25 protein-coding genes are annotated in these 24,356 nt (G+C 71.4%); 12 read left to right on the forward strand and 13 right to left on the reverse strand.

Features of this window, described 5'->3' with window-relative positions; translation table 11 throughout:
* The first annotated feature begins 17 nt into the window (after window positions 1-17).
* The gene (locus ABD882_RS09420; protein ID WP_425563354.1) at window positions 18-437 is read left to right on the forward strand and encodes a Fe-S oxidoreductase; all 420 of its coding nucleotides are present in this window, start codon (window positions 18-20) and stop codon (window positions 435-437) included.
* Here the strand turns inward: ABD882_RS09420 and ABD882_RS09425 are convergent.
* Together ABD882_RS09425 and ABD882_RS09430 are read right to left on the reverse strand one after the other, a co-directional pair.
* Window positions 422-922 (reverse strand): SIP domain-containing protein, encoded by a 501-nt coding sequence (locus ABD882_RS09425; RefSeq protein ID WP_345186361.1) that lies wholly within the window; start codon window positions 920-922, stop codon window positions 422-424. The two genes, ABD882_RS09420 and ABD882_RS09425, sit on opposite strands and share 16 nt — an antisense overlap.
* Before the next feature lie 65 nt (window positions 923-987).
* Window positions 988-1,692, reverse strand: coding sequence for a tyrosine-protein phosphatase (locus ABD882_RS09430; RefSeq protein WP_345186362.1), 705 nt, complete (start codon window positions 1,690-1,692; stop codon window positions 988-990).
* 162 nt (window positions 1,693-1,854) lie between these two features.
* On the opposite strand from ABD882_RS09430, the gene ABD882_RS09435 reads away from it, so the two are divergent.
* From ABD882_RS09435 to ABD882_RS09465, 7 genes are all read left to right on the forward strand, one after another.
* Window positions 1,855-3,045 (forward strand): acyl-CoA dehydrogenase family protein, encoded by a 1,191-nt coding sequence (locus ABD882_RS09435; protein ID WP_345186363.1) that lies wholly within the window; start codon window positions 1,855-1,857, stop codon window positions 3,043-3,045.
* Between the two features lie 150 nt (window positions 3,046-3,195).
* The gene (locus ABD882_RS09440) at window positions 3,196-4,155 is read left to right on the forward strand and encodes an alpha/beta fold hydrolase (protein ID WP_345186364.1); all 960 of its coding nucleotides are present in this window, start codon (window positions 3,196-3,198) and stop codon (window positions 4,153-4,155) included.
* 105 nt (window positions 4,156-4,260) lie between these two features.
* Entirely contained in the window at window positions 4,261-5,802 is a 1,542-nt protein-coding gene (locus ABD882_RS09445) for an ABC transporter substrate-binding protein (protein WP_345186365.1), read from the forward strand.
* A 10-nt stretch (window positions 5,803-5,812) separates the two neighbouring features.
* A complete protein-coding gene (locus tag ABD882_RS09450) occupies window positions 5,813-6,766 on the forward strand; it encodes an ABC transporter permease (RefSeq protein ID WP_345186367.1) in 954 nt (317 codons plus the stop codon).
* Window positions 6,763-7,689 (forward strand): ABC transporter permease, encoded by a 927-nt coding sequence (locus ABD882_RS09455; RefSeq protein WP_345186368.1) that lies wholly within the window; start codon window positions 6,763-6,765, stop codon window positions 7,687-7,689. Before ABD882_RS09450 ends, ABD882_RS09455 begins: the two co-directional genes overlap by 4 nt.
* Window positions 7,686-8,471, forward strand: coding sequence for an ABC transporter ATP-binding protein (locus ABD882_RS09460; protein WP_345186369.1), 786 nt, complete (start codon window positions 7,686-7,688; stop codon window positions 8,469-8,471). The genes ABD882_RS09455 and ABD882_RS09460 overlap by 4 nt, the downstream gene beginning before the upstream one ends.
* 98 nt (window positions 8,472-8,569) lie before the next feature.
* Window positions 8,570-9,370, forward strand: coding sequence for an ABC transporter ATP-binding protein (locus ABD882_RS09465; protein ID WP_345186548.1), 801 nt, complete (start codon window positions 8,570-8,572; stop codon window positions 9,368-9,370).
* Window positions 9,371-9,387: 17 nt separating this feature from the next.
* Here ABD882_RS09465 and ABD882_RS09470 read toward each other — a convergent pair whose 3' ends face one another.
* Genes ABD882_RS09470 through ABD882_RS09485 form a run of 4 tightly spaced genes read right to left on the reverse strand, consistent with a single transcriptional unit; the run spans window position 9,388 to window position 11,925 of the window.
* Window positions 9,388-9,798, reverse strand: coding sequence for a GNAT family N-acetyltransferase (locus tag ABD882_RS09470; protein WP_345186370.1), 411 nt, complete (start codon window positions 9,796-9,798; stop codon window positions 9,388-9,390).
* A 49-nt stretch (window positions 9,799-9,847) separates the two neighbouring features.
* A complete protein-coding gene (locus ABD882_RS09475; RefSeq protein WP_345186372.1) occupies window positions 9,848-10,381 on the reverse strand; it encodes a GNAT family N-acetyltransferase in 534 nt (177 codons plus the stop codon).
* Entirely contained in the window at window positions 10,378-11,067 is a 690-nt protein-coding gene (locus ABD882_RS09480; RefSeq protein WP_345186373.1) for a uracil-DNA glycosylase, read from the reverse strand. Before ABD882_RS09480 ends, ABD882_RS09475 begins: the two co-directional genes overlap by 4 nt.
* Before the next feature lie 60 nt (window positions 11,068-11,127).
* Window positions 11,128-11,925 (reverse strand): SDR family oxidoreductase, encoded by a 798-nt coding sequence (locus ABD882_RS09485; RefSeq protein ID WP_345186375.1) that lies wholly within the window; start codon window positions 11,923-11,925, stop codon window positions 11,128-11,130.
* Window positions 11,926-12,098: 173 nt separating this feature from the next.
* Here ABD882_RS09485 and ABD882_RS09490 point away from each other — a divergent pair, with 173 nt between their 5' ends.
* From ABD882_RS09490 to metX, 3 genes are all read left to right on the forward strand, one after another.
* Window positions 12,099-13,421 carry a bifunctional o-acetylhomoserine/o-acetylserine sulfhydrylase gene (locus tag ABD882_RS09490; RefSeq protein ID WP_345186376.1) on the forward strand — a complete coding sequence of 441 codons (1,323 nt, stop codon included), beginning with the start codon at window positions 12,099-12,101 and terminating at the stop codon, window positions 13,419-13,421.
* 283 nt (window positions 13,422-13,704) lie between these two features.
* Window positions 13,705-14,688 carry a hypothetical protein gene (locus ABD882_RS09495; protein ID WP_345186377.1) on the forward strand — a complete coding sequence of 328 codons (984 nt, stop codon included), beginning with the start codon at window positions 13,705-13,707 and terminating at the stop codon, window positions 14,686-14,688.
* Between the two features lie 190 nt (window positions 14,689-14,878).
* Window positions 14,879-16,087: a homoserine O-acetyltransferase MetX gene (gene metX / locus ABD882_RS09500; RefSeq protein ID WP_345186378.1), complete on the forward strand. Its 1,209-nt coding sequence runs from the start codon at window positions 14,879-14,881 to the stop codon at window positions 16,085-16,087.
* Window positions 16,088-16,104: 17 nt separating this feature from the next.
* On the opposite strand, the gene ABD882_RS09505 is transcribed toward metX, so the two are convergent.
* From ABD882_RS09505 to ABD882_RS09525, 5 genes are read right to left on the reverse strand one after another with little or no spacing between them, the layout of a single operon-like run.
* Window positions 16,105-16,791 carry an NUDIX domain-containing protein gene (locus ABD882_RS09505; protein WP_345186379.1) on the reverse strand — a complete coding sequence of 229 codons (687 nt, stop codon included), beginning with the start codon at window positions 16,789-16,791 and terminating at the stop codon, window positions 16,105-16,107.
* A gap of 9 nt (window positions 16,792-16,800) precedes the next feature.
* Window positions 16,801-18,042 carry an MFS transporter gene (locus tag ABD882_RS09510; RefSeq protein WP_345186380.1) on the reverse strand — a complete coding sequence of 414 codons (1,242 nt, stop codon included), beginning with the start codon at window positions 18,040-18,042 and terminating at the stop codon, window positions 16,801-16,803.
* A 9-nt stretch (window positions 18,043-18,051) separates the two neighbouring features.
* Window positions 18,052-18,384, reverse strand: coding sequence for a thiamine-binding protein (locus tag ABD882_RS09515; protein WP_345186383.1), 333 nt, complete (start codon window positions 18,382-18,384; stop codon window positions 18,052-18,054).
* Window positions 18,384-19,703, reverse strand: coding sequence for a hypothetical protein (locus ABD882_RS09520; RefSeq protein WP_345186384.1), 1,320 nt, complete (start codon window positions 19,701-19,703; stop codon window positions 18,384-18,386). The genes ABD882_RS09515 and ABD882_RS09520 overlap by 1 nt, the downstream gene beginning before the upstream one ends.
* Window positions 19,700-20,701 carry an ADP-dependent NAD(P)H-hydrate dehydratase gene (locus ABD882_RS09525; protein WP_345186386.1) on the reverse strand — a complete coding sequence of 334 codons (1,002 nt, stop codon included), beginning with the start codon at window positions 20,699-20,701 and terminating at the stop codon, window positions 19,700-19,702. The genes ABD882_RS09520 and ABD882_RS09525 overlap by 4 nt, the downstream gene beginning before the upstream one ends.
* Before the next feature lie 104 nt (window positions 20,702-20,805).
* Here ABD882_RS09525 and ABD882_RS09530 point away from each other — a divergent pair, with 104 nt between their 5' ends.
* A complete protein-coding gene (locus tag ABD882_RS09530; RefSeq protein ID WP_345186388.1) occupies window positions 20,806-21,873 on the forward strand; it encodes an NADH:flavin oxidoreductase/NADH oxidase in 1,068 nt (355 codons plus the stop codon).
* 1 nt (window position 21,874) lies between these two features.
* Here the strand turns inward: ABD882_RS09530 and ABD882_RS09535 are convergent, their stop codons facing one another.
* Together ABD882_RS09535 and ABD882_RS09540 are read right to left on the reverse strand one after the other, a co-directional pair.
* Window positions 21,875-22,936, reverse strand: a complete 1,062-nt coding sequence (locus tag ABD882_RS09535; RefSeq protein WP_345186390.1) for a hemolysin family protein — start codon at window positions 22,934-22,936, stop codon at window positions 21,875-21,877.
* Window positions 22,933-24,258, reverse strand: coding sequence for a hemolysin family protein (locus ABD882_RS09540; protein WP_345186549.1), 1,326 nt, complete (start codon window positions 24,256-24,258; stop codon window positions 22,933-22,935). The genes ABD882_RS09535 and ABD882_RS09540 overlap by 4 nt, the downstream gene beginning before the upstream one ends.
* Between the last annotated feature and the right edge of the window lie 98 nt (window positions 24,259-24,356).

Raw genomic sequence — 24,356 nt, forward strand, 5'->3', positions numbered from 1 at the left:
GCGGCGATCTCGACGCCATCCGGACGAACGCCGCCGCGATCCTGGAACGGGGCAGACGGCGCGATCTGCGCCTCCCCTCGGTGCTGCTGCGCTCGCCTGTCAGCCGGATCGGCTACGCCTGGGGCACGGGTCTGGGCTGGGTGTGGGGCGGGCTCTGGAGCACCGGCCCCGTCGAACGCCGCGACGGGCTCTGGATCTTCCGCGGGATGCCCGCGTGGACGTTCGCCCGCGGCGGAGTGTGCGTCGGCGGGTGCTACCTCACCGGCGACGACGTGCCGGACGACCGCGTGCTGCGCCACGAGGCGGTGCACAAGCGGCAGTGGCTGCGATACGGCTTCCTGATGCCGTTCCTGTACCTGTTCGCCGGGCGGGATCCGCTGCGCAACCGGTTCGAGATCGAGGCCGGTCTCGAGGACGGGAACTATCTGCCGCGCTGAGCGCGTTCCGCCCGCGCGCCGGTCAGGAGACCGAAGCGCTCCGGTGCGGTGATGCGGGCCGGGTCGAGGTGCAGCCGTCCGGTGAGGTGCTCGGCGATGTCCGCGGTGCCGAGGAAGCCCCCGAGCAGCGTCACGGTGGTCTGCTCCTCCGCGCCGTCGCACAGCATCTCGTCGGCCCAGGCGATCGCGGCCCGGGCGACGACCGACCCCACGGCGCGACGTCCACAGCTTCCCGGTGATCCGGTGCGGGGCGCCCGCGGCAGCCACGTCACGGTCATCCGCGGCGGCGCCGTGACGCTCGAGACGGCGTCGGCGTCCGGCACCTCGATGAGCACCCGGCCCGTGGCGCACAGTGGCAGAACGGCCAGCGCGGTCTCCAGCTCGGACAGCGAGCGCTCGTCGGCGACGATCAGGTGCTGGACCCGTGTGGAGCGACGCGAGGCACGGCGCGCGGCGCGCGGGCTGGTGCGGATCGCGGTGGTCATGATGGCTCCACGATATCATCCGAATAGGGTTGCCTAACCTACCTTGGGGCGCGCGCGGGTGCTCTCTACTCGACCAGTGCGGCGCCGAGATCGTCCAGTTCCGCGCGGGTGAGGCCCGCACCCCGCAGGTAGTCGGCCACGGATCCGTGCCGCTGCTCGAGGTCGGCGAGCAGCGCCCGCATCACGGGAGCCGGTGACTCGGTCGCCAGAGCGATCGCGTTCTGCGCGACAGGCAGGCGCTCCTCCAGCCACTTCGCGATCGCGCGGTTGCGCGACTCGGGCAGCTGCGAGGCCGTCAGGGCGTAGTCCGCCACGATGGCCTCCCGATCCGCCCCGACCGCGGCGAGCGCCAGGGCGACGCTGACGCCGGTGCGGTCCTTGCCGAGTGTGCAGTGCACCAGCGTCGGCTCGCCGGCGGCGATGATCCGCAGCACCTGCACGATGCGGTCGGAGCCGTCGTCGACGATGTGCCGGTAGAGGCCGCCCAGACTGATGTCGCCGAGCAGGAACGAGGCGACCGATCCCGCGAACAGGGGCACCCGGGCGATCCTCAGTCCCGCCACCGCGCACGGCTCGGCGAGCGCTTCGCTGTCGTCGCGCAGATCGACGATGTGCGCGACGCTGCCGGTCAGGAAGGCGTGCGCCTCCGGGCCCGCCTTTGCCAGATTTCCGGAGCGGAACAGCACGCCCTCACGGATCCGGGAGGATCCCGCCGGGATGCCGCCGACGTCGCGGAGGTTCGTGATCCCGGGCACGGCGAGCACGGTCATCCCCGCACCGCCGAACATCGTCCGCCCATGCGACCAGCCTAGGTGAGCGCGGCGACGCGGCGGCGTCCGTAGGATGAACGCGAGTGCGGACGCAGCGGGCGCGGACGACGTCGTCGCACCGCGGCCCCGCGACACCTCGCCCAGCTCCCGGAAGGATCCGCCATGACGACTGCTTCCCGCATCGACTCCGTGTTCGACCTGGACGGGCTGCTCACCGCCGAGGAACGGGACTGGCAGATGCGCGCCAGAGCGTTCGCGCAGGAGCGCATCCTGCCGGTGATCGACGACGACTTCGAGAACGCCCATTTCCGGCACGAGCTGGTCGGCGAGCTCGGTGCCGCCGGATTCCTCGGCATGCAGCTGCACGGGTACGGGTGCGCCGGGGCCGGCGCGGTCTCCTACGGGCTGGTCTGTCTCGAGCTCGAAGCGGCGGACAGCAGCTGGCGCACCTTCGTCTCGGTGCAGGGTTCGCTGGCGATGAGCGCGATCGCGATGTACGGATCGGAGCAGCAGAAGCAGGCCTGGCTGCCGCGGTTGGCGACGGGAGACGCGATCGGCTGCTTCGCCCTCACCGAGCCGCAGGGCGGCAGCGATCCCGCCGCGATGACCACGACGGCGCGCCGCGACGGCGACGACTGGGTGCTGGACGGCGCCAAGCGCTGGATCGGGCTCGCATCCCTCGCCGACGTCGCCGTGGTGTGGGCACGCGTGGCCGACCCCGCCTTCGGCACGGGCGGAAGGGCCGTGCGCGGCTTCCTGGTGCCGACGACGACACCGGGGTTCACAGCGACCCCGATCACGGGCAAGCTCTCGATGCGCGCGTCCGTGCAGTGCGATGTCGCCCTCGACGCGGTCCGGGTTCCCGCCGACGCCATGCTGCCCGGAGCCACCGGACTCTCCGGGCCGTTCGCCTGTCTGAACGAGGCGCGCTACGGCATCATCTGGGGCGCGATGGGGGCGGCGCGCTGCTGCCTCGAGGCGGCGCTGGACCGCTCCACGACGCGTGCGGTGTTCGGCCGGCCGATCGGCGCCAACCAGCTCACCCAGGCGAAGCTCGCCGACATGCTGGTCGAGGTGGAGAAGGGGATCCTGCTCGCCCTTCACCTCGGGCGCCTCAAGGAGCGCGGCGCGCTGACACCCGAGCAGATCTCGGTCGGCAAGCTGAACAGCGTCCGCGAGGCGCTGGAGGTCGCGCATCAGGCGCGCACGATCCTGGCCGGCGACGGCATCACGAGCGCCTATCCGGTGATGCGGCACGCGGCCAACCTGGAGTCGGTGCGCACCTACGAGGGCACCGACGAGATCCACCAGCTCATCCTCGGCCGCGCGCTGACCGGGATCAGCGCGTTCTGACGGCGCCGCGGATCGCTGTCGCGTCACGAGAGCGATTTGCCCACCGGACTCCGCCTTCTCATGATGAAAATTGGCCCTTTATAGGCCATCGTCCTTGTGTATCTGCTCTCTCATTTCGCACGGGCGGCTGCACAGGAGCACAATGAGGGCGTGCCTCCCCTCAGCTCCGATGCCTCCGCCCCGCGGCCGATCACCGAGTTCTCCTACCTTCCCGGCCAGGCCCTGGCGCTCGACACGCAGGTGCCGGCAGTCGAACGGCTCTCGCTCACCCTGCCGGACGGGCGCTCCCTCAGCGCGCTGCGGTTCGGCGACGGTCCGGCCGAGGTCACGTTCCTGCACGGTGCGGGCCTGAACGCGCACACCTGGGACACCACGATCCTGGCGCTCGGCCGCCCGGCGCTCGCGGTCGATCTCGCCGGGCATGGCGACTCGTCGTGGCGCGACGATGCCGACTACACGGGTGGCACGCTCGCCGCCGACGTCGCCGCGGTCCTGCCGGTGTGGACGGATCGTCCGCAGGTCGTCGTCGGGCAGTCGCTCGGCGGCCTCACCGCGGCCGCGCTCGCCGCACACTCCCCGGAGCTGGTACGCAGCCTCGTGATCGTGGACATCACGCCCGGCGTCGACCAGAGCACGGGCCCGGCGGCCCTGCGCGAGTTCTACCGCGTCGTGGACGCCGCCGACCGCGACGAGCTCGTCGATCGCGCGATGAGCTTCGGCTTCGGCGGCACGCGCGTGGACACCCTGCGCGGCGTGTTCCTGAACACCCGGGTGCGCCCGGACGGCCGCGTGGAGTGGAAGCACCACTTCGCCCACATCGCCGCCACGCTGCTGGACGCGCCCGCCGACGCGCCGGCTTCCGCCGCGCCGCCGCGCTCGATCCTGGGCGAGACCGGCTGGACCGATCTCGCCGCGGTCACCTGCCCGATCACCATGATCCGCGCCACGCACGGCTTCGTGTCCGATGAGGCCGAACGCGAGTTCGCCGCACGCGTCCCTGCGGCGACCGTGCGCCGGATGGAGGGCAGCCACAATCTGCAGGAGACGTCTCCCGTGGAGCTCGCCGACGCGATCCGCACGATCGCGGACGCCGGGTCCGCGGGATTGTGACGCCGCGTTCCACCATCGCCCGCCGCCCCTGATCCGCCGCCCTAGGCTCGTCCCGCACCGCACCTGACCGCCCTGAAGTCCCGCATCGCCCCGAGAGGATCCCTCATGCACCGCACGCGCACCGCGATTCCTGCGATCCGCCGCCGCACCGGTCTCGCCCTGATCACCGGCCTCACCGCTGCGTCCCTGCTGCTCGCGGCCTGCTCCGGCACGCCCGCGACGAGCACCTCCACCGGCTCGACCGGCGCTGTCGACGCGAACGCCACCCTGACCGTGGGGCTCGTGCTCGAGCCCACCAGCCTCGACATCCGGCACACCAGCGGCGCGGCGCTCGAACAGGTGCTCATCGACAACATCTACGAGGGGCTGGTCAGCCGCACCCAGGACGACACGATCGTCGACCGGATCGCGAAGAGCCACGAGATCTCGGCGGACGGCCTCACCTACACGTTCGTGCTGAACGACGGCGTCACCTTCCACGACGGCGCGAAGCTCACCGCCGCCGACGTGGTCTCGTCGCTGCAGACGGCGAAGGACGACAAGACCGTGCAGGGCCACGGCGATCTGGCAGGCGTCGCCTCGATCGCCGCGAAGGACGACAAGACCGTCGTCATCACGCTCAGCGCCCCGAGCCAGAACTTCCTGTTCGGCCTCACCGGCCCGGCCGGCCTCGTCTTCCAGAAGGACTCCACGGCCGACCTGCAGTCGGCGGAGAACGGCACGGGACCGTTCACGCTGCAGAAGTGGAACAAGGGCAGCTCGCTCGCGTTCTCGCGCTTCGACCAGTACTGGGGGCAGAAGGCGGGTGTGAAGAGCATCGTCTTCGACTACATCCCCGACTTCACCGCCGGCGTCAACGCCGCCCAGAGCGGCAGCCTGGACGTGCTGACCGCGGTCGATCCGAACCTCGCCCCGCAGCTGGACAAGACGAAGTTCACGATCACCACCGGCAAGACCACCGACAAGGGCACTCTCGCGTTCAACAACGCCAAGGCGCCGCTCAACGACCAGCGCGTGCGCGAGGCACTGCGGCTCGCGATCGACCACAAGGCGATCATCCAGGCGCGCGGCGCCGGCACCACGCTGTACGGCCCGATCCCGCAGCTCGACCCCGGCTACCAGGACCTCTCCAGCACCGCCCCGTACGACCCGGAGAAGGCGAAGGCGCTGCTCAAGGAGGCCGGGCAGCAGAACCTGACGCTCACGCTGACGATCCCGTCGTTCTACGGCTCGACGGTGCCGCAGCTGCTCACCAGCGACTTCAAGAAGGTCGGTGTCACGCTGAAGGTGAACTCCGTCGAGTTCCCGGCCTGGCTGGACACGGTCTTCACCAAGCACGACTACGACCTGAGCTTCGTGCTGCACGTGGAGCCGCGCGACATCGGCAACTTCGCCAACCCGGCCTACTACTTCGGCTACGACAACCCCGAGGTGCAGAAGCTGTACACGCAGTCGCAGACCGAACTGGATCCGAAGAAGTCCGCCGACCTGCTCTCGCAGGCGGCGGCGATCGTCGCGAAGGATGCCGCCGCGGACTGGCTGTACGAGGATCGCACGCTGACCGCGGTGCGCCCCGGCGTGAACGGGTTTCCGAAGGACTCCATCAACTCCCGGCTGGATCTGCGCGGCGTGACCGTCACCAAGTAGCCTCAGCTTCGTGCTCCGCTACGCGCTCACCCGAGGAGCCCTGCTGATCGCAGGGCTCCTCGTCGCGAGCGCGCTCATCTTCCTCGCGCTGCGCGTCTTCCCGGGAGACGTCGCCCAGCTGCTCGCCGGCGACAAGGCGACGCCCGACCAGATCGACGCGATCCGCAAGGCCCTGGGCCTGGATCAGCCACTCCTCCTGCAGTACCTGTCCTGGATCGGCGGCGTGCTGCGCGGCGATCTCGGCACGTCCCAGCTGAACGGCGCCTCCGTCTCCGCCGAGCTCGCGCAGAAGGCTCAGGTCACGGTGCCGCTGGCGAGCATGTCGCTGCTGATCGCGCTGCTCATCGCTGTGCCGCTGGGGATCGGATCCGCGATGCTGCGCGGCCGCGCAGCCGGCACCGCTCTGAACGTGTCGGCCCAGGCGATCGCGGCGGTGCCCGTGGTCTGGGCCGGCATGATGCTCGTCGTCGTGTTCGCCGTGTGGCTCGGCTGGCTGCCCGCGCAGGGCTTCCCCCGCGACGGCTGGGCGGATCCGGGCGCCGCGCTGCGGGCGCTCATCCTGCCCGCGCTCACGATCGGCGTCGTGGAGGGCGCGCTGCTGCTGCGGTTCGTCCGCAGTGCGACGCTGCAGGCGGCGGGGCAGGACTTCGTGCGCACCGCGGCGGCCAAGGGGCTGACCCGCAACCGTGCGCTGATCCAGCACGGGCTGCCCGCGGTCGGGCTGTCGGTGATCACCGTGCTCGGGATCCAGGTGGCCGGGATCATCGTGGGCTCGGTCGTCGTCGAGCAGCTTTTCACCCTGCCGGGGATCGGCCGGATGCTGGTCGCCGACGTCGGCACCCGCGACCTGGTGAAGGTGCAGGGCGAACTGCTCGTGCTCACCGGGATGGTGCTGATCATCGGGTTCGTGGTCGATCTCGTGCACCGCGCGATCGATCCTCGGCAGCGGGAGGCGGAGGAATGACCCGCCCGCCACGCGTCGAGAACCCCCGCGGACCGTCGAGGACGCTCGGCCGCCTCCTCTCCTCGGCCTCCGGGCTGTTCGGCGTGATCGTGATCGCCGTGATCCTCGTCACGGCGCTGGTGTCGCTGTTCTGGACCCCGTTCGATCCGCGGGCCACCGACGTGACCGCACGCTGGCTGCCGCCGGGCTGGCCGCACCTGCTGGGCACCGACCTCACCGGCCGCGACCTCCTCAGCCTGATCATGGCCGGATCCCGCACCACGGTGCTCGTCGCCGCCGGCGCGGGCCTCGTCGCGACCCTGATCGGCCTCGCGCTCGGCGCCCTCGGCGCCCTGACAGCCCGGTGGGTGCGCGAGACCGTGGCGGTGCTGGTCGACATCCTCATCGCCTTCCCCGTGCTGATCATCGCCATGCTCATCTCGACCGTCCGCGGCGGATCGCTCTGGGTCGTCGTGTGGGCGGTCGGGATCGGGTTCGGCGTGAACGTCGCCCGGGTCACCCGGCCCGAGCTGCGACGCGTGCAGCAGAGCGACTTCGTGCTCGCCGGCCGCGCCGCCGGGCTGGGGCCCGCGGAGAACCTCGTGCAGCACCTGCTGCCGAACATCGCGCCGGTGTTCATCGTGCAGCTGTCCTGGGCGATGGCGACCGCAGTGCTCGCCGAGGCAGGGCTGTCGTATCTCGGCTTCGGCGCCTCCGTGGTGGATCCGTCCTGGGGCGTCCTGCTCGCGGATCTGCAGCGCTACATCCAGATCCACCCGCTCTCCGTGATCTGGCCCGGGCTCGCGATCACGATCACCGTGCTCGCCTTCAACCTCCTCGGAGACGCCCTGCGCGACGCCACCGATCCGACGCTGCGCGCCGGCCGACGCCCCGCCGACCGTGCGCGCGCCGGCCGCCCCCCGCTCCCGGAGGTGACCGCGTGACGCTCGAGGTGACCGATCTCGTCATCGAGATCGACGGACACCGGGTCGTGGACGGGATCTCGTTCGCGGTGCCGGACGGCGCGCGGGTCGGCTTGATCGGGGAGTCCGGATCCGGCAAGTCCCTCACGGCGCTCGCGGTGATGGGGCTGCTGCCGGACGGCGCCGCCGCGACCGGCAGCGTGCGCTGGAACGGCCGGGAGATCCTCGGGCTGCCGGATCGGGAGCTCGCGAAGCTCCGCGGCGACGAGATCGGGATGGTGTTCCAGGAGCCGCGCACCGCACTCAACCCGATCCGCACGATCGGACGGCAGATCGCCGAGACCATGCGGATCCACGAACGGATCGACCGCAGGGCCGCCCGGGTGCGCGCGGTGGCCGAAGCGGCGAGGGTCGCTCTGCCGGATCCGGAGCGGATCGTGGACCGCTACCCGCATCAGCTCTCCGGCGGTCAGCGCCAGCGCGCCGCGATCGCGATCGCCTTGGCGGCCCGGCCGCGGCTGCTCATCGCGGACGAGCCCACCACCGCGCTCGACGTCACGATCCAGGCCGGGGTGCTGCGGCTGCTGCTGTCGCTGGTCGAGACCGCCGGCATGTCGCTCGTGTTCATCACACACGATCTGGCGGTGCTGGCGCAGGTCGCCACGCACGCCGTGGTGCTGGCCGACGGCCGGGTCGTGGAGAGCGGACCGCTGGACCTGCTGCTCACAGCACCGTCCTCGCCGATCACGCAGGGCCTCCTCCGCGATGCGACGGCGACGCTCTGGCGCGGGGAGGACGCATGACCGGAGACGCTGACATGCCGTTCGCCCGACGCCAGATGCCCGTCCCAGCGCCCCGTGAGGGCGTCTGGGGTCAGGTGAGCGGGAGGGATGAGCCGCTGATGAGCGGGAAGGACGAGCCGCTGATCCGCGCGCGCGGGCTGCGGCGCGAGTATCTGGGCCCGCGGAGAGAGCCGTTCATCCCGCGCAGTCGCTCAGTCGCCCTGGACGACGTCGACCTCGACGTGGCGGCGGGATCCGCACTGGGCGTCATCGGCGAATCGGGATCCGGCAAGTCGACCCTGATCCGCCTGCTGCTGGGCCTGGACCGCCCGACGGCGGGATCCGTGCAGATCGACGGGCGCGCCGTCGACGCGACCGCCTCGGCGCGCGCCCTGCACTGGCTGCGCCGGGAGACCGGACTCGTGTTCCAGGATCCGTATGCGTCCCTGGATCCGCGTCAGTCGGTCCGCCGGATCGTGTCGGAGCCGCTGCGCGCTCTCCGGATCGACGGCGACCATCGCGCGCGCGTGGACGAGGTGCTCGCGCGGGTCGGCCTGGAGCCGGCGATGGCCGACCGATACCCGCACGAGTTCTCCGGTGGCCAGCGTCAGCGGATCGCCCTGGCGCGCGCGATCGCGCACCGCCCGCGGATCCTGATCGGCGACGAGCCGCTGTCCGCGCTCGATGTCACCGTGCGCGCCCAGATCCTCGACCTGCTGCGCGAGCTGCGCGCGGACGGGATGACGCTCGTGCTGGTCTCGCACGACATCGGCGTGGTGCAGAACCTGTGCGACGACGTCGCCGTGATGACCGAGGGCAGGATCGTCGAGCACGGTCCGACCGCCCGCGTGCTGCACCATCCCCAGGACGACTACACGAAACGACTCCTCGCGGCCATCCCGGTGATCCCCGGGTCCTGAGATCCCGGTCCGCACGCTCAGCCGGCCCGGGCCATCCACATCTCGGGGTGCTCGATCACCGCGAAGCCGAACTGCGTGTACAGTCCGTGCGCGTCGCCGGTGGCCAGCACGGTGCGCTCCAGGTGCAGGGGTTCGAGGTCGGCGACCACACCCGCGACGAGCAGCTTGCCGACGCCCTCGCCGCGATGATCCGGATCGACGAAGACGTCGCACAGCCACGCGAACGTGGCGCCGTCGGTGACGACCCGCGCGTAGCCGACCTGGGTGCCGATGTCGTCGTACACCCCGTAGTTGCGGGATCCGTTCATCGCCGCGTCCTGCACCGCACGGGCGCGACCGCGCGCCCAGTAGGACAGGTCGCTGAGCCAGTGGTGCACGCGTTCACGATCGATCCGCGCGGAATGGGCGGAGAAGAAGAGCTCTGGCATGGCGCCAGCGTAGAGCACCGCGAGCGGACCGTCGCAGCCCCGGGCCCCGCTACGTCAGCGACTTCTGCAGGAACACGACGTCCAGCGTCCGGCCGAACTTCACGCCCACGCCGCGCAGCATTCCGGCGTCGGTGAACCCGTATCGACGGTGCAGAGCGATCGAGGCGACCGCCGCCGTCGGCTCGATCACCGCGATGATCTCGCGCAGCCCGGCCTTCGCGGACTCGTCCAGCAGCGCCTCCAGCAGCGCCTTCCCGAGCCCGCGTCCGGCGGCTGCGGGCGCGAGGTAGATCGAGTTCTCGGCGCTGTACCGGTACGCCGACTTCTCCCGCCAGTGCTGCGCATTCGCGAAGCCGACCACCGCGCCCGCCTCGTCCTCGGCGACGAGGAACGGCAGTCCGGTCGAGGCCAGCAGCTCGCGCTTGTGCGCCCAATGCGCGAGTACCGTCTCCTCCTCGTCGAAGGTGACCGTGGTCTCGCGCACGTAGTGGTTGTAGATGTCGCGGATCGCCGGGAGATCCGCGTCCCGCACCGTGCGGATCCGGGACTCGGGGCGGATCCATCCCCCGGCGTCGACGCTCACAGGATCCTCCAGTCGACGGGATCCGCGCCCTGCTCCTCGAGCAGGGCGTTGACACGCGAGAACGGCCGGGATCCGAAGAACCCGCGGCTCGCGGACAGCGGCGACGGGTGCGCGGACGCGATCACCCGGGTCTCGCCGAGCATCGGCCGCAGCCCCTCGGCGTCGCGCCCCCAGAGCACGGCGACGAGCGGCGCGTCCCGCGCGACGAGGGCCCGGATCGCCAGCTCGGTCACGGTCTCCCAACCCCAGCCGCGGTGCGAGGCCGGGGTGCCCGGACGCACCGTGAGCACCCTGTTCAGCAGCATCACGCCCTGGTCGCTCCAGCTCGAGAGGTCGCCGTGCGGGGCGGGCGCGATGCCAAGGTCCGCCTCGAGTTCGCGGTAGATGTTGCCGAGGCTGCGCGGCAGCGGGCGCACGGCGCGCTCCACCGCGAAGGACAACCCGATCGGGTGCCCCGGCGTCGGATAGGGATCTTGTCCGACGATGAGCACCTTCACGTCGGCGAGCGGGCGGGTGAACGCCCGCAGCACGTCTGCCCCCGCCGGCAGGTAGCCGCGCCCGGCGGCGTTCTCCGCGCGCAGGCGGTCGCCGAGTTCGGCGATGAGCGGACCGACCGGAGCCAGCGCCTCGGCCCAGCCCTGATCGATCCGGCCCTCCGCGGCGAGCTCGGCCAGCGTCTTCGGCATCAGTGCTCCGTCCGGGCGAAGCCGTCGCGCGTGCCGGCCCGGAGGTGCACACTCATCCGCTCAGTCCTCCCCGCGGGGGCGCAGCGGGCCGCGCGCAAGCAGGTGCGCGGCGGCCTGCGCCACCGGGCGGATCACGACGAGGTCGAGATTGACGTGCGCCGGAGCGTTCAAGGCGTAGGCGATGACGTCGGCCACGTCCTCGGCGACCAGGGGCGCCTCGACCCCCGAGTACACCGCCTGGGCTGCGACCGCGTCACCGCCGAGCCGGCGCAGCGTGAACTCCTCGGTGTGCACCAGGCCCGGTGCGATCTCGGTGATCCGGATCGGCTCGCCGTTCAGCTCCAGGCGCAGCGCCTGCGGGATCATCGCCTCCGCCGCCTTCGCCGCGTTGTATCCCGCGCCGCCGGGATAGGCGCTCCGGGCCGCGACCGAGGTCAGGAACAGCAGGTCTGCGTGGCCTCCCCCGGCCGCCGCCGCCCGCAGCTGCGGCAGGAGCGCCGCGGTGAGCTGCTGCACCGCGAGCACGTTCGCCTCGAACATCCAGCGCCACTGCTCGGCGGATCCGTCCTCGACCCGGTCCGTCCCTCGGGCGCCGCCCGCGACGTTCACCAGCGCATGCACGGGGCCGGTGTCAGCCAGGTGCGCGACCAGCCCGGCGATCTGCTCGGCGTCGGTGAGGTCGGCCGGGTACGCGGTCGCGCCGGTCTCCGCGGCGAGGGCCTCGAGCCGCTCCGCACGCCGCGCCACTCCGACGACGTCCCATCCGCTCGCGCGCAGTGCGCGCACCGCCGCCTCGCCGATCCCGGTGCTCGCACCCGTCACCACTGCCCGTCTGCCTGTCATAGGACTGTTCGCCATGCGACAACGCTACGGGATCCGTCCCGGTGAGTGCGGCGCAGGTGTTACGTCACATTTCCCGCGCCTTGTTGACAGGCCGTCCGCCTTCGTACTCTCGATGCAACGCCGAACCCTTCGGCTCACCCCTACCCTGCGACGCGGTTCGGTGTCGCGCATCCTTGAAGGAGACACTCATGACCGCTGCGGAGAACTGGCGCTTCGAGACCAAGCAGATCCACTCGGGTGCCTCCCCGGACCCCGTCACCAAGGCTCGCGCCACGCCGATCTACCAGACCACGTCGTACGTGTTCGACAACGCCGACCACGCCGCGAACCTGTTCGCGCTGGCCGAGTTCGGCAACATCTACACCCGCATCCAGAACCCCACGCAGGACGTGCTCGAGCAGCGGCTGGCCGCGCTCGAGGGCGGCACCGGCGCACTGGCGCTCGCGAGCGGCCAGGCCGCCTCGACCTTCGCGATCCTCAACATCGCTCAGGCCGGCGACCACTTCGTCTCGTCCTCGTCGATCTACGGCGGCACCTACAACCTCTTCAAGTACACGCTCGCCAAGCTCGGCATCGAGGTCACGTTCGTCGAGAACCAGGACGACATCGACCAGTGGCGCCGCGCGATCCGCCCGAACACCAAGCTGCTGTTCGCCGAGACCATCGGCAACCCGCAGATCAACGTCCTGGACATCCAGGCCGTCGCGGACGTCGCCCACGCGGCCGGAGTGCCGCTCATCGTCGACAACACGATCGCGACCCCGTACCTGATCCGCCCGTTCGAGCACGGCGCCGACATCGTCGTGCACTCCGTCACGAAGTTCCTCGGCGGCCACGGCACGACCATCGGCGGCGCGGTCATCGACGGCGGAAAGTTCGCCTGGTCGCAGAACGTGGAGAAGTTCCCGGGCCTCACCGAGCCCGACCCGTCCTACCACGGCGCGTCTTACACCACCGCGGTCGGCGACGCTCTCGCGTACATCATCAAGGCGCGCGTGCAGTTGCTGCGCGACCTCGGCTCGGCCATCTCGCCGCAGAGCGCGTGGAACCTGCTGCAGGGCATCGAGACCCTGTCGCTGCGCATCGAGCGCCACGTGCAGAACGCGCAGGAGATCGCGGAGTGGCTGGACGCGCGCGACGACGTCGCATCGGTCAACTACTCCGGTCTGCCCACGTCGCCCTGGTACTCCGTCGCGAACACCTACGCACCCAAGGGCGTCGGCGCGGTGCTGTCCTTCGAGCTCAAGGGCGGTGTCGAGGCGGGCCGCGAGTTCGTCAACAACCTCAGCCTGTTCAGCCACCTGGCCAACATCGGCGACGTGCGCTCGCTGGTCATCCACCCGGCGTCCACCACGCACGCTCAGCTCAGCCCCGAGCAGCAGCTCACCGCGGGCGTGACCCCGGGCCTCGTGCGCCTGTCCGTCGGCCTCGAGAACATCGACGACCTGAAGGCCGACCTCGACCAGGCCCTCACCGCGGCGCGCCGCGTGTCGGAGGCCGCGCGCGCCTGACGCTCCTCAGAGACGAAAGGACCCCGGATCCACGGATCCGGGGTCCCTTTCGTCTCTCGGGTCCGTGTTCACCCCCTCCCGGCGTCGAGACCCCCCTCGCACGACCCCCCTCGCACGGGCGCCCACACGAGGGGGTACAGATGCTGAGAGGGGTCCTGAGTGTGCAACAGGCGAGGGTGCCACGACCGCACGGACGTCCTCCACAGGCTGTCGACGGACGGATCCATGCACCGATCCCGTGGATCCGGGAACGCGGCAGTGCGGATCCAGTGACGATGGCACGATGCCCATCTCGATCGACGTCTCCCAGGCGCAGGCGCTGCTGTCGACGAGGGCTGATCTCCTCGCGCGTGGCGGCACCGAACGCGGGATCCGGGCCGACCTCACCGCAGGGTCGCTCATCCGGATCCGGCGAGACCAGTATGCGATGTCCGGCCCGCTCGATCGGCTCTGGCCCGAGGGTCGCCATCTCGTGGAGGTGGTGGCCGTGCACCGCAGCTCCGCCACGCCCGGACCCGTGTTCTGGGGCCCCTCCGCCGCTGTGCTGCACGGCCTTCCCCTGTATCGGACGACCCCGAAGCGCGTGCACACCGCGATCCTCGGGACGCGGCGCACACGCACGCGCGCCGGGGTCACCCAGCATGACGTCGAACTGCCGGAGGAGGACATCGTCGAGGTCGGCGGGATCCGGTGCACCAGCGTGGATCGCACAGTCCTCGATCTGGCCTGCACCGCGAGCCCCGAAGCGGCCGTCGCCGCAGCCGACGCCGCGCTGCGCAGGGAGTGCGTGCGCGGACATCACCACGACCGAGAGCAGGCGCAACAGTGGCACGCCCGGATGGCGGAGCGCGCACAGCGCAGTCGCCGCCATGGAATCCGACGAGCGCGATCGCTCATCGCGTTCGCCGACGGTCGGGCGGAGTTGCCCGGCGAGAGTGTCAGTCGCCTCGTCCTGCACCGGCTCGGCTTCCGGGAGGTTCAGCTCCAGGTACCGATCAGGGGCTCTGCCGGGAATCGCTACTGGGCCGATTTCGGCTTCCCGGGAGCACGGGTGTTCGGTGAGTTCGATGGCCAGGGCAAGTATCTGGACGAGGCGTTGCGCGGGAAGCTGACCGTCGAGCAGGTCGTGCTGCAGGAGAAGCGCCGCGAGGACGACGTCCGAGGCGTCACCGGGTGGAGGTTCGCGCGCTGGGAAGACCGCCACATCCGCACCATCGATCGATTGGGTCGGCAACTGGCTGCGTTCGGCCTTCTCCCGCCCGGCTAGCTCTCCCCGCTCCCGCCTCCTGCCCCGTTCTTCGAGTGTCTGTTCACCCCCTCGGCGCGTCGGGACCCCCTCTGAGCAGCGTCCGCACAAGGGGGTATCGACGATGGGAGGGGGTGAACGGAGACGACAGGGGCACGCGTCCGGGCGTAACCTGCCGCGCTCCCCTGCCCGCACCCGCGAGAATGGAGGCATGGACTGGCAGACGACCTCGGAGGACACGGTGCCGTCGGCGCGCGTGTCGGAGGCGGATGCCCGCCTGCTGCGGGCACGTCCGCCGGCGACCGGCGCCTGGCGCGACGGGGATCCCGCGGGCGACCGCCGGTTCGCGGCCTTCGGACCGTTCCGCACCGAGGGCGGCGGCGAGCTCCCGCTGATCCGGGTCGCCTACGAGACCTGGGGCGAACTCAACGAGGCCCGCGACAACGCGATCCTGATCCTGCACGCCCTCACCGGCGATTCGCATGTCGTGGGCGAGGCGGGCCGCGGGCACGCGACCAGCGGCTGGTGGGGCGAGATCGTCGGCCCTGGCGGCGCGATCGACACCGATGAGTGGTTCGTGGTCGCGCCGAACATCCTCGGCGGCTGTCAGGGATCCACCGGGCCGGCGAGCATCGCCCCGGACGGCTACGAGTGGGCGTCCCGCTTCCCCTACCTCACGATCCGCGATCAGGTCGCCGCGCAGGTCCTGCTCGCCGATGCGCTCGGGATCGGGCGCTGGGGCGCGGTGATCGGCGGATCCATGGGCGGCATGCACGCGCTGGAATGGGCGGTCGGCCACGCGGAGCGCGTCGCGCGCCTCGGGATCCTGTCCTCTCCCCCGGTCACGACGGCGGACCAGCTCGCGCTGAACTTCGTGCAGCTGGAGACGGTGCGGATGGATCCCCGTTACGCGGGGGGCGAGTACTACGACGCCGCCATCGGCGAGGGACCGCATCGCGGACTGGCGCTGGCGCGGCGCATGGCGCTGCTGAACTATCGCAGCCCGATCGAACTGAACCAGCGGTTTCAGCGCTCCTGGCAGTCCGAAGTGTCGCCGCTCGGCCAGGGCGGGCGCTACGCGGTCGAGAGCTACCTCGACTTCCACGGCAACAAGTTCACGCGACGCTTCGACGCGAACAGCTACCTCACGCTCGTCGAGGCGATGAACTCGCACGACATCGGGCGCGACCGTGGCGGCGTCGAAGACGCGCTGAAGCAGGTGACCGCGACCACGCTGGTGCTGGGCATCGACACCGACCGACTGTTCCCGGTCGACGGCCAGCATCGGATCGCCCGCGGCATCCCGCACACGCTGGACGGCAATGAGGCCGTGGTCCTCACCAGCGACTTCGGCCACGACGGCTTCCTCATCGAGACCGACGAGGTCGGCATGCATCTGCGGAGATTGCTCGCCGCCTGAGCAACGCCCGGCGTCTGTCAGGACTGCTCGAACCGCCAGACCGGATCCTCGACGACCAGACGTTCCCGACCGCCCTCCGGAGCGCCCGCCAGCTCGTCGCCGTCCCAGAAGAAGACGGCGCCCGCGGCGGTGCGCCGGAACCGGGTGCAGAAGAGATCCGGATCCGCCGGTCTCGTCAGCGCCTGCTCGACGCTCGTGAGCGTGCGCAGGCCATGCAGGGTGCGCCACGTCGGAGGCAGGAGCGTGAGACGCCCCTCATCCCGTGCGGCGAGCGCGGCCTGCGGGCGGAACCACCGCGTCTCGACGACCTCGTCGGGCGACGCGTGGACCTGCTCACCGGTGTCGGCCGCGAGGAAGAACCAGGTGCGCACCCTCTTCGGAATGCCCGCCGGCGGCACCCAGCAGGAGAGCAGCACGAGACGCTCGAGGGCGAGGCCCACCTCCTCGCCGGTCTCGCGCACCGCGGCACGACCGGCATCCTCACTCTCCTCGGCGCCGTCGACGCGGTCGCCGTCCTCCACCATCCCGCCGGGGAACACCCATGCGCCCGCGAAGGATCCGCGATCCGGACGGCGCAGCAGCAGCACCTCGATCCCGCCGGCCGCGCCGGGCCCGCCGGGCGCGTCGCGCCCACCGGGCGCGTCGCGCAGGATCACGGCGGTGCCCGCGACGGGCAGGTCGTCGTCGTCGCCTGCGGAGCTCATCCGCCCATGCTAGGCCTGGTCGAAGACCCGCACCGATCCCGTCTCCGTGTGGAAGCGGCGCTGCACCGCGTAGGAGGCGAGGCCGATTCCGAGGCCGATGACCGCGAGCCCCGCGCCGATCCAGGAGGGCGCCCCGTAGCCCCAGCCCCACGCGATCACGAGACCGCCGAGGAACGCGCCGAGGCTGTTGCCGATGTTCAGCGCGGAATGGTTGAGCGCTGCGGCGATGGACTGGTTGTCGCCGGCGACCTCCATGAGCCGGGTCTGGATCGCAGGGCTCAGGATCGACGAGAGCAGCGCCATCACGAACGAGAGCGGCACGAGCAGCCAGATCGAGAACGACAGCACGGCGAGCAGCACCAGCACCACGGCCATCGCGCCGAGGCCGATCAGCAGGGTGAGCCGCAGATTGCGGTCGCCGAAGTAGCCGCCGAGGAGGTTGCCGATCGTCATGCCGAGGCCGAACACGACGAGCGTGATCGGCACCATCCACTGCGGTGCGCCGGCCCGCTCCGTGACGACCGGCGCGATGTAGCTGTACACCGCGAAGAAGCCGCCGAAGCCGATCGCACCGGTCGCGAGCGCGAACCAGACCTGGGGGCGGCGGAAGACGCCGAGCTCCGCGCGGAACGTGCGACCAGGATCCCCCGCGTGCTCCGGCACGAAGAGCGTGATGCAGACCGTGGCCAGCGCGAAGACGCTCGTCACGACGAGGAAGGCGCTGCGCCAGCCGAGCTGCTGGCCGAGGAAGGTCCCGGCGGGCACCCCGACGACGTTCGCGATCGTCAGACCGGTGAGGATGAAGGCGACGCCCTTGGCCCGCTTGCCGGGACCGAGCACGTCAGCGGCGACGAGGGCGCCGATCCCGAAATACGCCCCGTGCGGGAGACCCGCGATGAACCGGGCGAGCCCCACGGTCTCGAACGTGGGCAGCACGACGGCCAGGCCGTTGCCGAGCGTCAGCGCGATCGCCAGCCCGATCATCACCCGGTGGCGGGGGAAGCGCGCGACCAGTGCGGCGATCGTGGGTGCGCCGACCACCACACCGAGGGCGTAGAGCGACACCAGGATCCCCGCGCGGCCAATCGCCTCGTCGGGGTTCTGCGCCCAGAGCTCGGGCAGCAGGTCCTGCGCGATGTTCGGGAGCAGCCCCATGGCGACGAACTCGGTCATGCCGATGCCGAAGCTGCCGATCGCGAGAGAGAGGAGCGCCCGCATCGCCGCACCCCTCGAGAGGCTCGAGGGTTTCATCCCGCCAGTTTAGAGGGCCGTGGCGTCACCGATCGCGCGTTCGAGGCGCTCGATCTTGCCGTCGATCTCGCCCGTGTAGCCGGGACGGACGTCGGCCTTGAGCACCAGGGAGACGCGGGATCCGAACGGCATGACGGCCTCGGTGGCGCGCTTGACGACGTCCATCACCGTGTCCCAGTCGGGCCCTTCGATCTCGGTGAACATGCTCGTGGTGCGGTGCGCGAGGCCGGAGGCGCGCACGACCGCGACGGCGGCCGCCACCGCGTCGTGCACGGACGCGTCGGCGCTCTCGGGGCGTTCGGGCGCGGATCCGCTGGGGGCGACGGAGAAGGCGACGAGCATCAGGACCTCCGGGGTTCGGGAAGGGGGGAGACAGGCGTCTTCACCATCGCACGGATCGCGAGGACGCAGGTGACGACGAGCAGGATGTTGCGGGCGCTCAGCAGCGCGATGGGCAGCGGCTCGGCGGCCAGCAGACCGTCGTAGACGATCGGATACACCGCCTGGGTCAGCAGGAACTCGATGAGCACGACCACGGTCGGCACGGTCGCGCGCGGACGATCGCACAGCCACCACAGGATCAGAGGTGCGAGCAGCCAGAGCTGGAACTGCGGGGAGCCGACCTTGTTGCCGGCGATCAGCACCGCCACCAGCGCGAGCATCGTGGCCGGCAGCAGTCGCCGGGCCGCGGCGCCGGCACGCAGCTTGAGCAGCGCGATCACGGCGACGGCGATCACGCCCAGGACCATGAGCGGGGTGAGCAGGGCGGCGACGACGTCGACCCCGGGGCCGGCGAGCTGGAAGGTGAGGATCTGGTGGTCGTACTCGATCCGCGTCACGCCGATCTGCGTGAGCCACAGCAGCGGTGTAGCCCCGACGGCCTCGATCTGCAGTCCGCGCCCGGACATCTGGCTGAGGAAGCCGAACAGGTAGCGCCCGCCGCCGAGTGCCACCAGACTCAGCACCACGACCGCCGTGACGACCGCTGCGGTCACGATCATCCGGATCCGCCCGCGCAGCAGCGTCAGCGCGGCGACCAGCAGCGCACCGGGCCAGATCTTGATCCACGCGCCGATCGTGAACAGCGCGCTCGCGACCGCCGGGCGCGCGAACAGCCACAGGCCGCCGATGATCGCGAGCGGCAGCGTGATCGCGTCGATGCGGAACATCGCGATCGGGCCGAGCGCGACCAGCGCGGCCATCCAGATCCAGGCCGCGTGCTGGCGGATCCGGCTGCGACGGGCACGGCCGCCACGGAGCAGGAACGCGAACCCGACAGCGTCCAGCGCGGTGACCAGGATCGACCAGGCCACGACGTAACTTGCGGAGCCGACCGCGTAGGTGCCGGGGAACAGCGGATGGATGAGCTGCGAGATGCCCTGCGCGACCAGCATCGGCAGCAGCGCCACCTGCGGGTACACCCAGCTCTCGGTGATCCCGACGATCGGCCCGCCACCGAGCGCGGCCTGGGACCACGGCTCGTACACGAACACGGTGTCGCCCATCGGCAGCGCGGGCATGGTCCAGCCGATCGAGGCGGCGTAGACGTGGGCGAGCAGGAACGCCAGCCACAGCACGCCGAGCGGCACACCCACGCGGCGCACCGCACCGGTCACTCCGGCGCGTGCCTGCTCCGCACCGCGCACCTCCGCACCGCTCACTCGGGAACCTCCTGGATCTGGTCGTCGTCATCGTTGCCGCGCTGCGCGAGGCCGTCGTTCTCGGCACGGTCGTCGTTCGCAGCGAGGCCGTCGTTCTCAGAGAGGCCGACGTCGCCGGCTCTCGTCCGGGCGAACGCCGCGGGCAGCGCCGCCGCCACGTCGAGCGCGACGATCGGGCGCCCTTCGGCTCCCGCGCCGACCCCCGCGGCGATCCGCCCCGCCACGCCGTGCAGCCAGGCGGCGGTCGCGGCGAGTTCGGCGAGCGGGGTCGGTGCCGCGGCCGCGCGGTCGGCGGCGACAAGCGCGCCGATCACCCCGGCCAGCACGTCACCGGTCCCGGCCGTCGCCAGCCACGGCGTGCCCGCGGAGACGGCGAGCACGGTCCCGGCCCCGGCGGCCGCGATCAGCGTCGTGGCGCCCTTGAGCAGCACCGTGGCGCCCAGCGCGTCCGCGGTCTCCTGCACCACGCCTGCCCGTCGGGGCGCGTCCCGCAGCACCTCCTCGGCGAGCGTGGAGAGCCCGAGCGCGGCCCGCAGCCGCACGAACTCGCGCTCATGCGGCGTGGCGATGACCGGCGCAGTCGCCGGCAGCAGGTCCAGCGCCCCGGCGTCGACGACCACCGGATCCGCGCCGCTCAGCAGCAGGCGCAGCGCCGCGGTCTCCCCCGCGGTGCGGGATGTCGCGTCGGTCCCGGATCCGATCACCCAGGCGTCCGCGCGGACGGATCCACTGTCGGGTCCGGTCGCCACGGTCTCCGGCCGGCGCGCGAGCACGAGGTCCGCGGCACGACGGGGACCGACGTAGTGCACATACCCCGCTCCGGCGCGCCAGGCACCTTCGACACCGAGCACCGCGGCGCCCGGGAAGGCGTCGGATCCGGCGCGCAGCGCGACGACGCCCCGACGCCGCTTGTCGGCATCCGGATCCGGAACGCGCAGCAGGCGACGCGCGTCATCGCCCGACCACACGCATACGGGCGGGACGGGCGGCTGGGGCATGGGACAACGGTACTGTGCGACGGCTGTGTGCACCGTCAGGGGGCGCTGCCCGCCGGTTGCACGCGCACGACCCTCCTGCCCGCCACGGCCGGTAGCGTCGTACCGTGAGTCTTCTCTTCTCCCCGCTGACCATCCGCTCCGTCGAACTTCGCAACCGCCTGTGGGTATCGCCCATGTGCCAGTACAGCGCGGTCGACGGCGTCGTGCAGGACTGGCATCACACGCATCTCGCGCAGTTCGCGTCGGGTGGCGCTGGCCTCATCGTCGCGGAGGCCACCGCGGTCGTCCCGGAGGGCCGGATCAGCCCCCGCGACGCCGGAATCTGGAGCGATGAGCAGCGCGACGCCTGGGCGCCCATCGTGCGATCCGTGCACGACCGCGGCGCACGCATCGGCGTGCAGCTCGCGCACGCCGGCCGCAAGGCGTCGACCTGGTGGCCGTGGGCGGCAGGACAGGGATCCGTCCCCGCCGCGGACGGCGGCTGGACGACGACGGCTCCCTCGGCGATCGCGTTCGAGGGCTACGCCGAACCCGAGGCCCTGGACGCGGCGGGGATCGCCCGCGTCGTCGACGGATTCGCCGCCGCCACCCGGCGCGCGATCGACGCAGGATTCGACGTGCTCGAGATCCACGGCGCGCACGGCTACCTGCTGCATCAGTTCCTCTCGCCGCTCAGCAACCACCGCGAGGACTCCTACGGCGGGTCGCTCGAGAACCGCGCACGACTGCTGCTCGAGGTCGTCGACGCCGTGCGCGCCACCGCCGGAGACGACGTCCCGGTGTTCGTGCGGATCTCCGCGACCGACCACGCCGCCGGCGGGTTCACCCCCGAGGAGGCCGCGACCGTGGGCGCCTGGGCGGTCGATCACGGCGCCGACCTCATCGACGTCTCCAGCGGCGGCCTCGTCGCCCATCAGCGCATCGACGTCCACCCCGGCTACCAGGTTCCGCTCGCAGCCGCGGTGCGGCAGGGTGGGCGGATCCCATCCGCCGCCGTGGGCCTGCTCACCGACAGCGCACAGGTCGAGGCGGTGCTCGCCGCCGGAGACGCCGACGCGATCTTCGCCGGCCGGGAATGGCTGCGCGATCCGCACTTCGGCCTGCGCGCCGCGCACGAACTCGGCGACGAGGTCGCCTGGCCCGAGCAGTACCTTCGCGCGCGCTGGCGCTGACCTACCGCCCGTGCCCGCGCCGGGTGATGTCGCGCACCTCCCCGACCAGCTCCTCGATGATGTCCTCCAGGAACAGGATCGCGGTGGTGCGGCCCTCCCCGTCGCGCACCTGAGCGAGGTGGCGGCCGGCGCGGCGCATGATCGCCAACGCGTCCTCCAGGTCGGTGTCCTCCTGCATCGGCACCATCTGATGGATCCGCTTCGCGGGGATCGGCTCCGCGGCCCTCGCGACGGCCTCCGGCCCCTCGGCGGAGCGGATCACGTCCTTCAGGTGCACGTAGCCGATCGGGGCACCCTCGGCGTCCACCATGACGTACCGGGAGAAGCCGTAGCGGGCCACCGCGCGCTCCACGTCGTCCGGCGTGGCGTCCAGCGGCAGCGTGACGAGCCCCGCGAGGGGGACTGCCACGTCGCGGGCGTCCTTGTCGGTGAACTCCACGACGGCGCTGACCGTGCCGGCCGCGTCGGTCAGCACGCCCTCGCGGCGGGACTGGTCGACGATCGTCGCGACCTCCTCGAGCGTGAAGGTGGACGCGGCCTCGGCCTTCGGTTCGACCCGGAACAGCCGGACGACGCCGTTCGCCGCCGCGTTCAGCGTGCGGATCACCGGATACAGCACCTTCGACAGCCACACCAGGGGCGTCGCGAGGATCAGCACGGCCCGGTCGGGGACCGAGAACGCGAGGTTCTTCGGCACCATCTCGCCGAAGACGACGTGCAGGAATGACACCAGCACGAGGGTGATCACGAAGGCGACGACATCCACCGCGGCAACGGCCAGCCCCAGCGCGTGCAGCGGAGCCTCCAGCAGGTGGTGCATCGCGGGCTCTGACACGTTCAGGATCAGCAGCGAGCACACCGTGATGCCCAGCTGCGAGGTCGCCAGCATGAGCGTGGCGTGCTCCATCGCATAGAGAGCGGTGCGCGCCGAGCGCGATCCACGCTCCGCGAGCGGTTCGATCTGCGAGCGGCGCGCCGAGATCACCGCGAACTCGGCGGCGACGAAGAACGCGTTGAAGGCAAGCAGGACGACGAGCCAGGCGATTCCGGTCCACTCGTTCATCGGGTCGCTTCCTCGCCGGCCGGAGCGTCCGATGCGGGCGTGGGCGTGAAGCGGATCCGATCCACCCTGCGACCCTGCATCCGCAGGACGTGCAGGATCCCTCCGGGCACGGGGACCTCATCGCCGCTCACCGGGACGCGCTCCAGGACGCTCATTACGTACCCGCCGACGGTGTCGTACACGTCGCCCTCCGGCACCTCGATGCCGGCGCTGGCCCGCAGCTCATCGGGGCGAAGCTCGGCCGGGAAGGTGATCGAGTCGGGCCCGCGCACGACGCCGGCGCGACTGCGGTCGTGCTCGTCGGACACCTCGCCGACGATCTCCTCCACGAGATCCTCCAGCGTCACGATGCCCGCGGTGCCGCCGTACTCGTCGACGACGATCGCGAGCTGGTAGCCGCCGCCGCGCAGCTGGGCCACGAGGGCGTCGAGGTGCACGGTCTCCGGCACACGCAGCGGCTCGGATGCCAGCGCCCCGGCCGGCACCTCGGTGCGGCGCTCCCGCGGCACGGAGACGGCGGCCTTGAGGTGCACGACGCCGGTGATGTCGTCGAAATCCTCGTCATACACCGGAAAGCGGCTGTGCCCGGTGCGCCGGGCCAGCCGGATCACCTCGTCGGCGGAGTCGTCGGCCGAGATGGCATGCATGCTGGGACGCGGCGTCATCACGTCGGCGGCGGTGAGCCGGGCGAAGCCGAGGCTGCGATCCAGCAGCGTCGCGGTGTCCTTCTCGAGCACGCCCGCGCTCGCCGAGCGCCGCACGAGCGAACTCAGCTCCTCGGCGGAGCGCGCGCCGGAGAGCTCTTCCTTCGGCTCGATCCCCATTCCGCGCAGCACGGCGTTGGCGCTGCCGTTCAGCACGGCGACGATGGGGCGGAACACGGTCGTGAAGACGGTCTGGAACGGGATGACCACCTTCGCGGTCGCCACCGGGAGCGCCATCGCGAAGTTCTTCGGGACCAGCTCCCCGAGGATCATCGACAGCGTCGTGGCGACGACCATCGCGACGATCACGGCGATCGTCGCCGTCACCGCCTCCGGGATCCCCCACCCACTCAACACAGGACGGAACAGGTTCGACAGTGCGGGCTCCATGGTGAAACCTGTGAGCAGCGTGGTCAGGGTGATCCCGAGCTGCGCCGACGACAGGTGCGTCGAGGTGATCCGCAACGCCGCGATCGTCATCGACAGGCGGGTCTCCCCGCGCTCCCGGCGCGCCTCCAGATCGGCGCGATCGAGGTTGACGAGCGCGAACTCGCTGGCGACGAAAAGACCCGTCCCCACGATGAGCAGAAGCCCCACGCCCAGCCAGATGTAATCCATCATGGCGTCACCTCCGCGAAGGCGGAGACCGGACAGTGGGGCGATGTACTGCAAGAAGGGGGGTCGTCCATGGTGCGCACGAGTCTACCGGCGGATCG

Origin of the sequence: Microbacterium panaciterrae (genome assembly GCF_039541635.1) — a bacterium.
GTDB lineage: Bacteria > Actinomycetota > Actinomycetes > Actinomycetales > Microbacteriaceae > Microbacterium > Microbacterium panaciterrae.

Coding starts and splice junctions, on each gene's coding strand:
- ABD882_RS09425 (WP_345186361.1), bottom strand. CDS start 922: ATGACCACCGCGATCCGCACCAGCCCGCGCGCCGCGCGCCGTGCCTCG.
- ABD882_RS09430 (WP_345186362.1), bottom strand. CDS start 1,692: ATGACCGTGCTCGCCGTGCCCGGGATCACGAACCTCCGCGACGTCGGC.
- ABD882_RS09435 (WP_345186363.1), top strand. CDS start 1,855: ATGACGACTGCTTCCCGCATCGACTCCGTGTTCGACCTGGACGGGCTG.
- ABD882_RS09445 (WP_345186365.1), top strand. CDS start 4,261: ATGCACCGCACGCGCACCGCGATTCCTGCGATCCGCCGCCGCACCGGT.
- ABD882_RS09455 (WP_345186368.1), top strand. CDS start 6,763: ATGACCCGCCCGCCACGCGTCGAGAACCCCCGCGGACCGTCGAGGACG.
- ABD882_RS09465 (WP_345186548.1), top strand. CDS start 8,570: ATGAGCGGGAAGGACGAGCCGCTGATCCGCGCGCGCGGGCTGCGGCGC.
- ABD882_RS09470 (WP_345186370.1), bottom strand. CDS start 9,798: ATGCCAGAGCTCTTCTTCTCCGCCCATTCCGCGCGGATCGATCGTGAA.
- ABD882_RS09480 (WP_345186373.1), bottom strand. CDS start 11,067: ATGCCGAAGACGCTGGCCGAGCTCGCCGCGGAGGGCCGGATCGATCAG.
- ABD882_RS09485 (WP_345186375.1), bottom strand. CDS start 11,925: ATGGCGAACAGTCCTATGACAGGCAGACGGGCAGTGGTGACGGGTGCG.
- ABD882_RS09490 (WP_345186376.1), top strand. CDS start 12,099: ATGACCGCTGCGGAGAACTGGCGCTTCGAGACCAAGCAGATCCACTCG.
- ABD882_RS09495 (WP_345186377.1), top strand. CDS start 13,705: ATGCCCATCTCGATCGACGTCTCCCAGGCGCAGGCGCTGCTGTCGACG.
- metX (WP_345186378.1), top strand. CDS start 14,879: ATGGACTGGCAGACGACCTCGGAGGACACGGTGCCGTCGGCGCGCGTG.
- ABD882_RS09505 (WP_345186379.1), bottom strand. CDS start 16,791: ATGAGCTCCGCAGGCGACGACGACGACCTGCCCGTCGCGGGCACCGCC.
- ABD882_RS09510 (WP_345186380.1), bottom strand. CDS start 18,042: ATGAAACCCTCGAGCCTCTCGAGGGGTGCGGCGATGCGGGCGCTCCTC.
- ABD882_RS09515 (WP_345186383.1), bottom strand. CDS start 18,384: ATGCTCGTCGCCTTCTCCGTCGCCCCCAGCGGATCCGCGCCCGAACGC.
- ABD882_RS09525 (WP_345186386.1), bottom strand. CDS start 20,701: ATGCCCCAGCCGCCCGTCCCGCCCGTATGCGTGTGGTCGGGCGATGAC.
- ABD882_RS09535 (WP_345186390.1), bottom strand. CDS start 22,936: ATGAACGAGTGGACCGGAATCGCCTGGCTCGTCGTCCTGCTTGCCTTC.
- ABD882_RS09540 (WP_345186549.1), bottom strand. CDS start 24,258: ATGGATTACATCTGGCTGGGCGTGGGGCTTCTGCTCATCGTGGGGACG.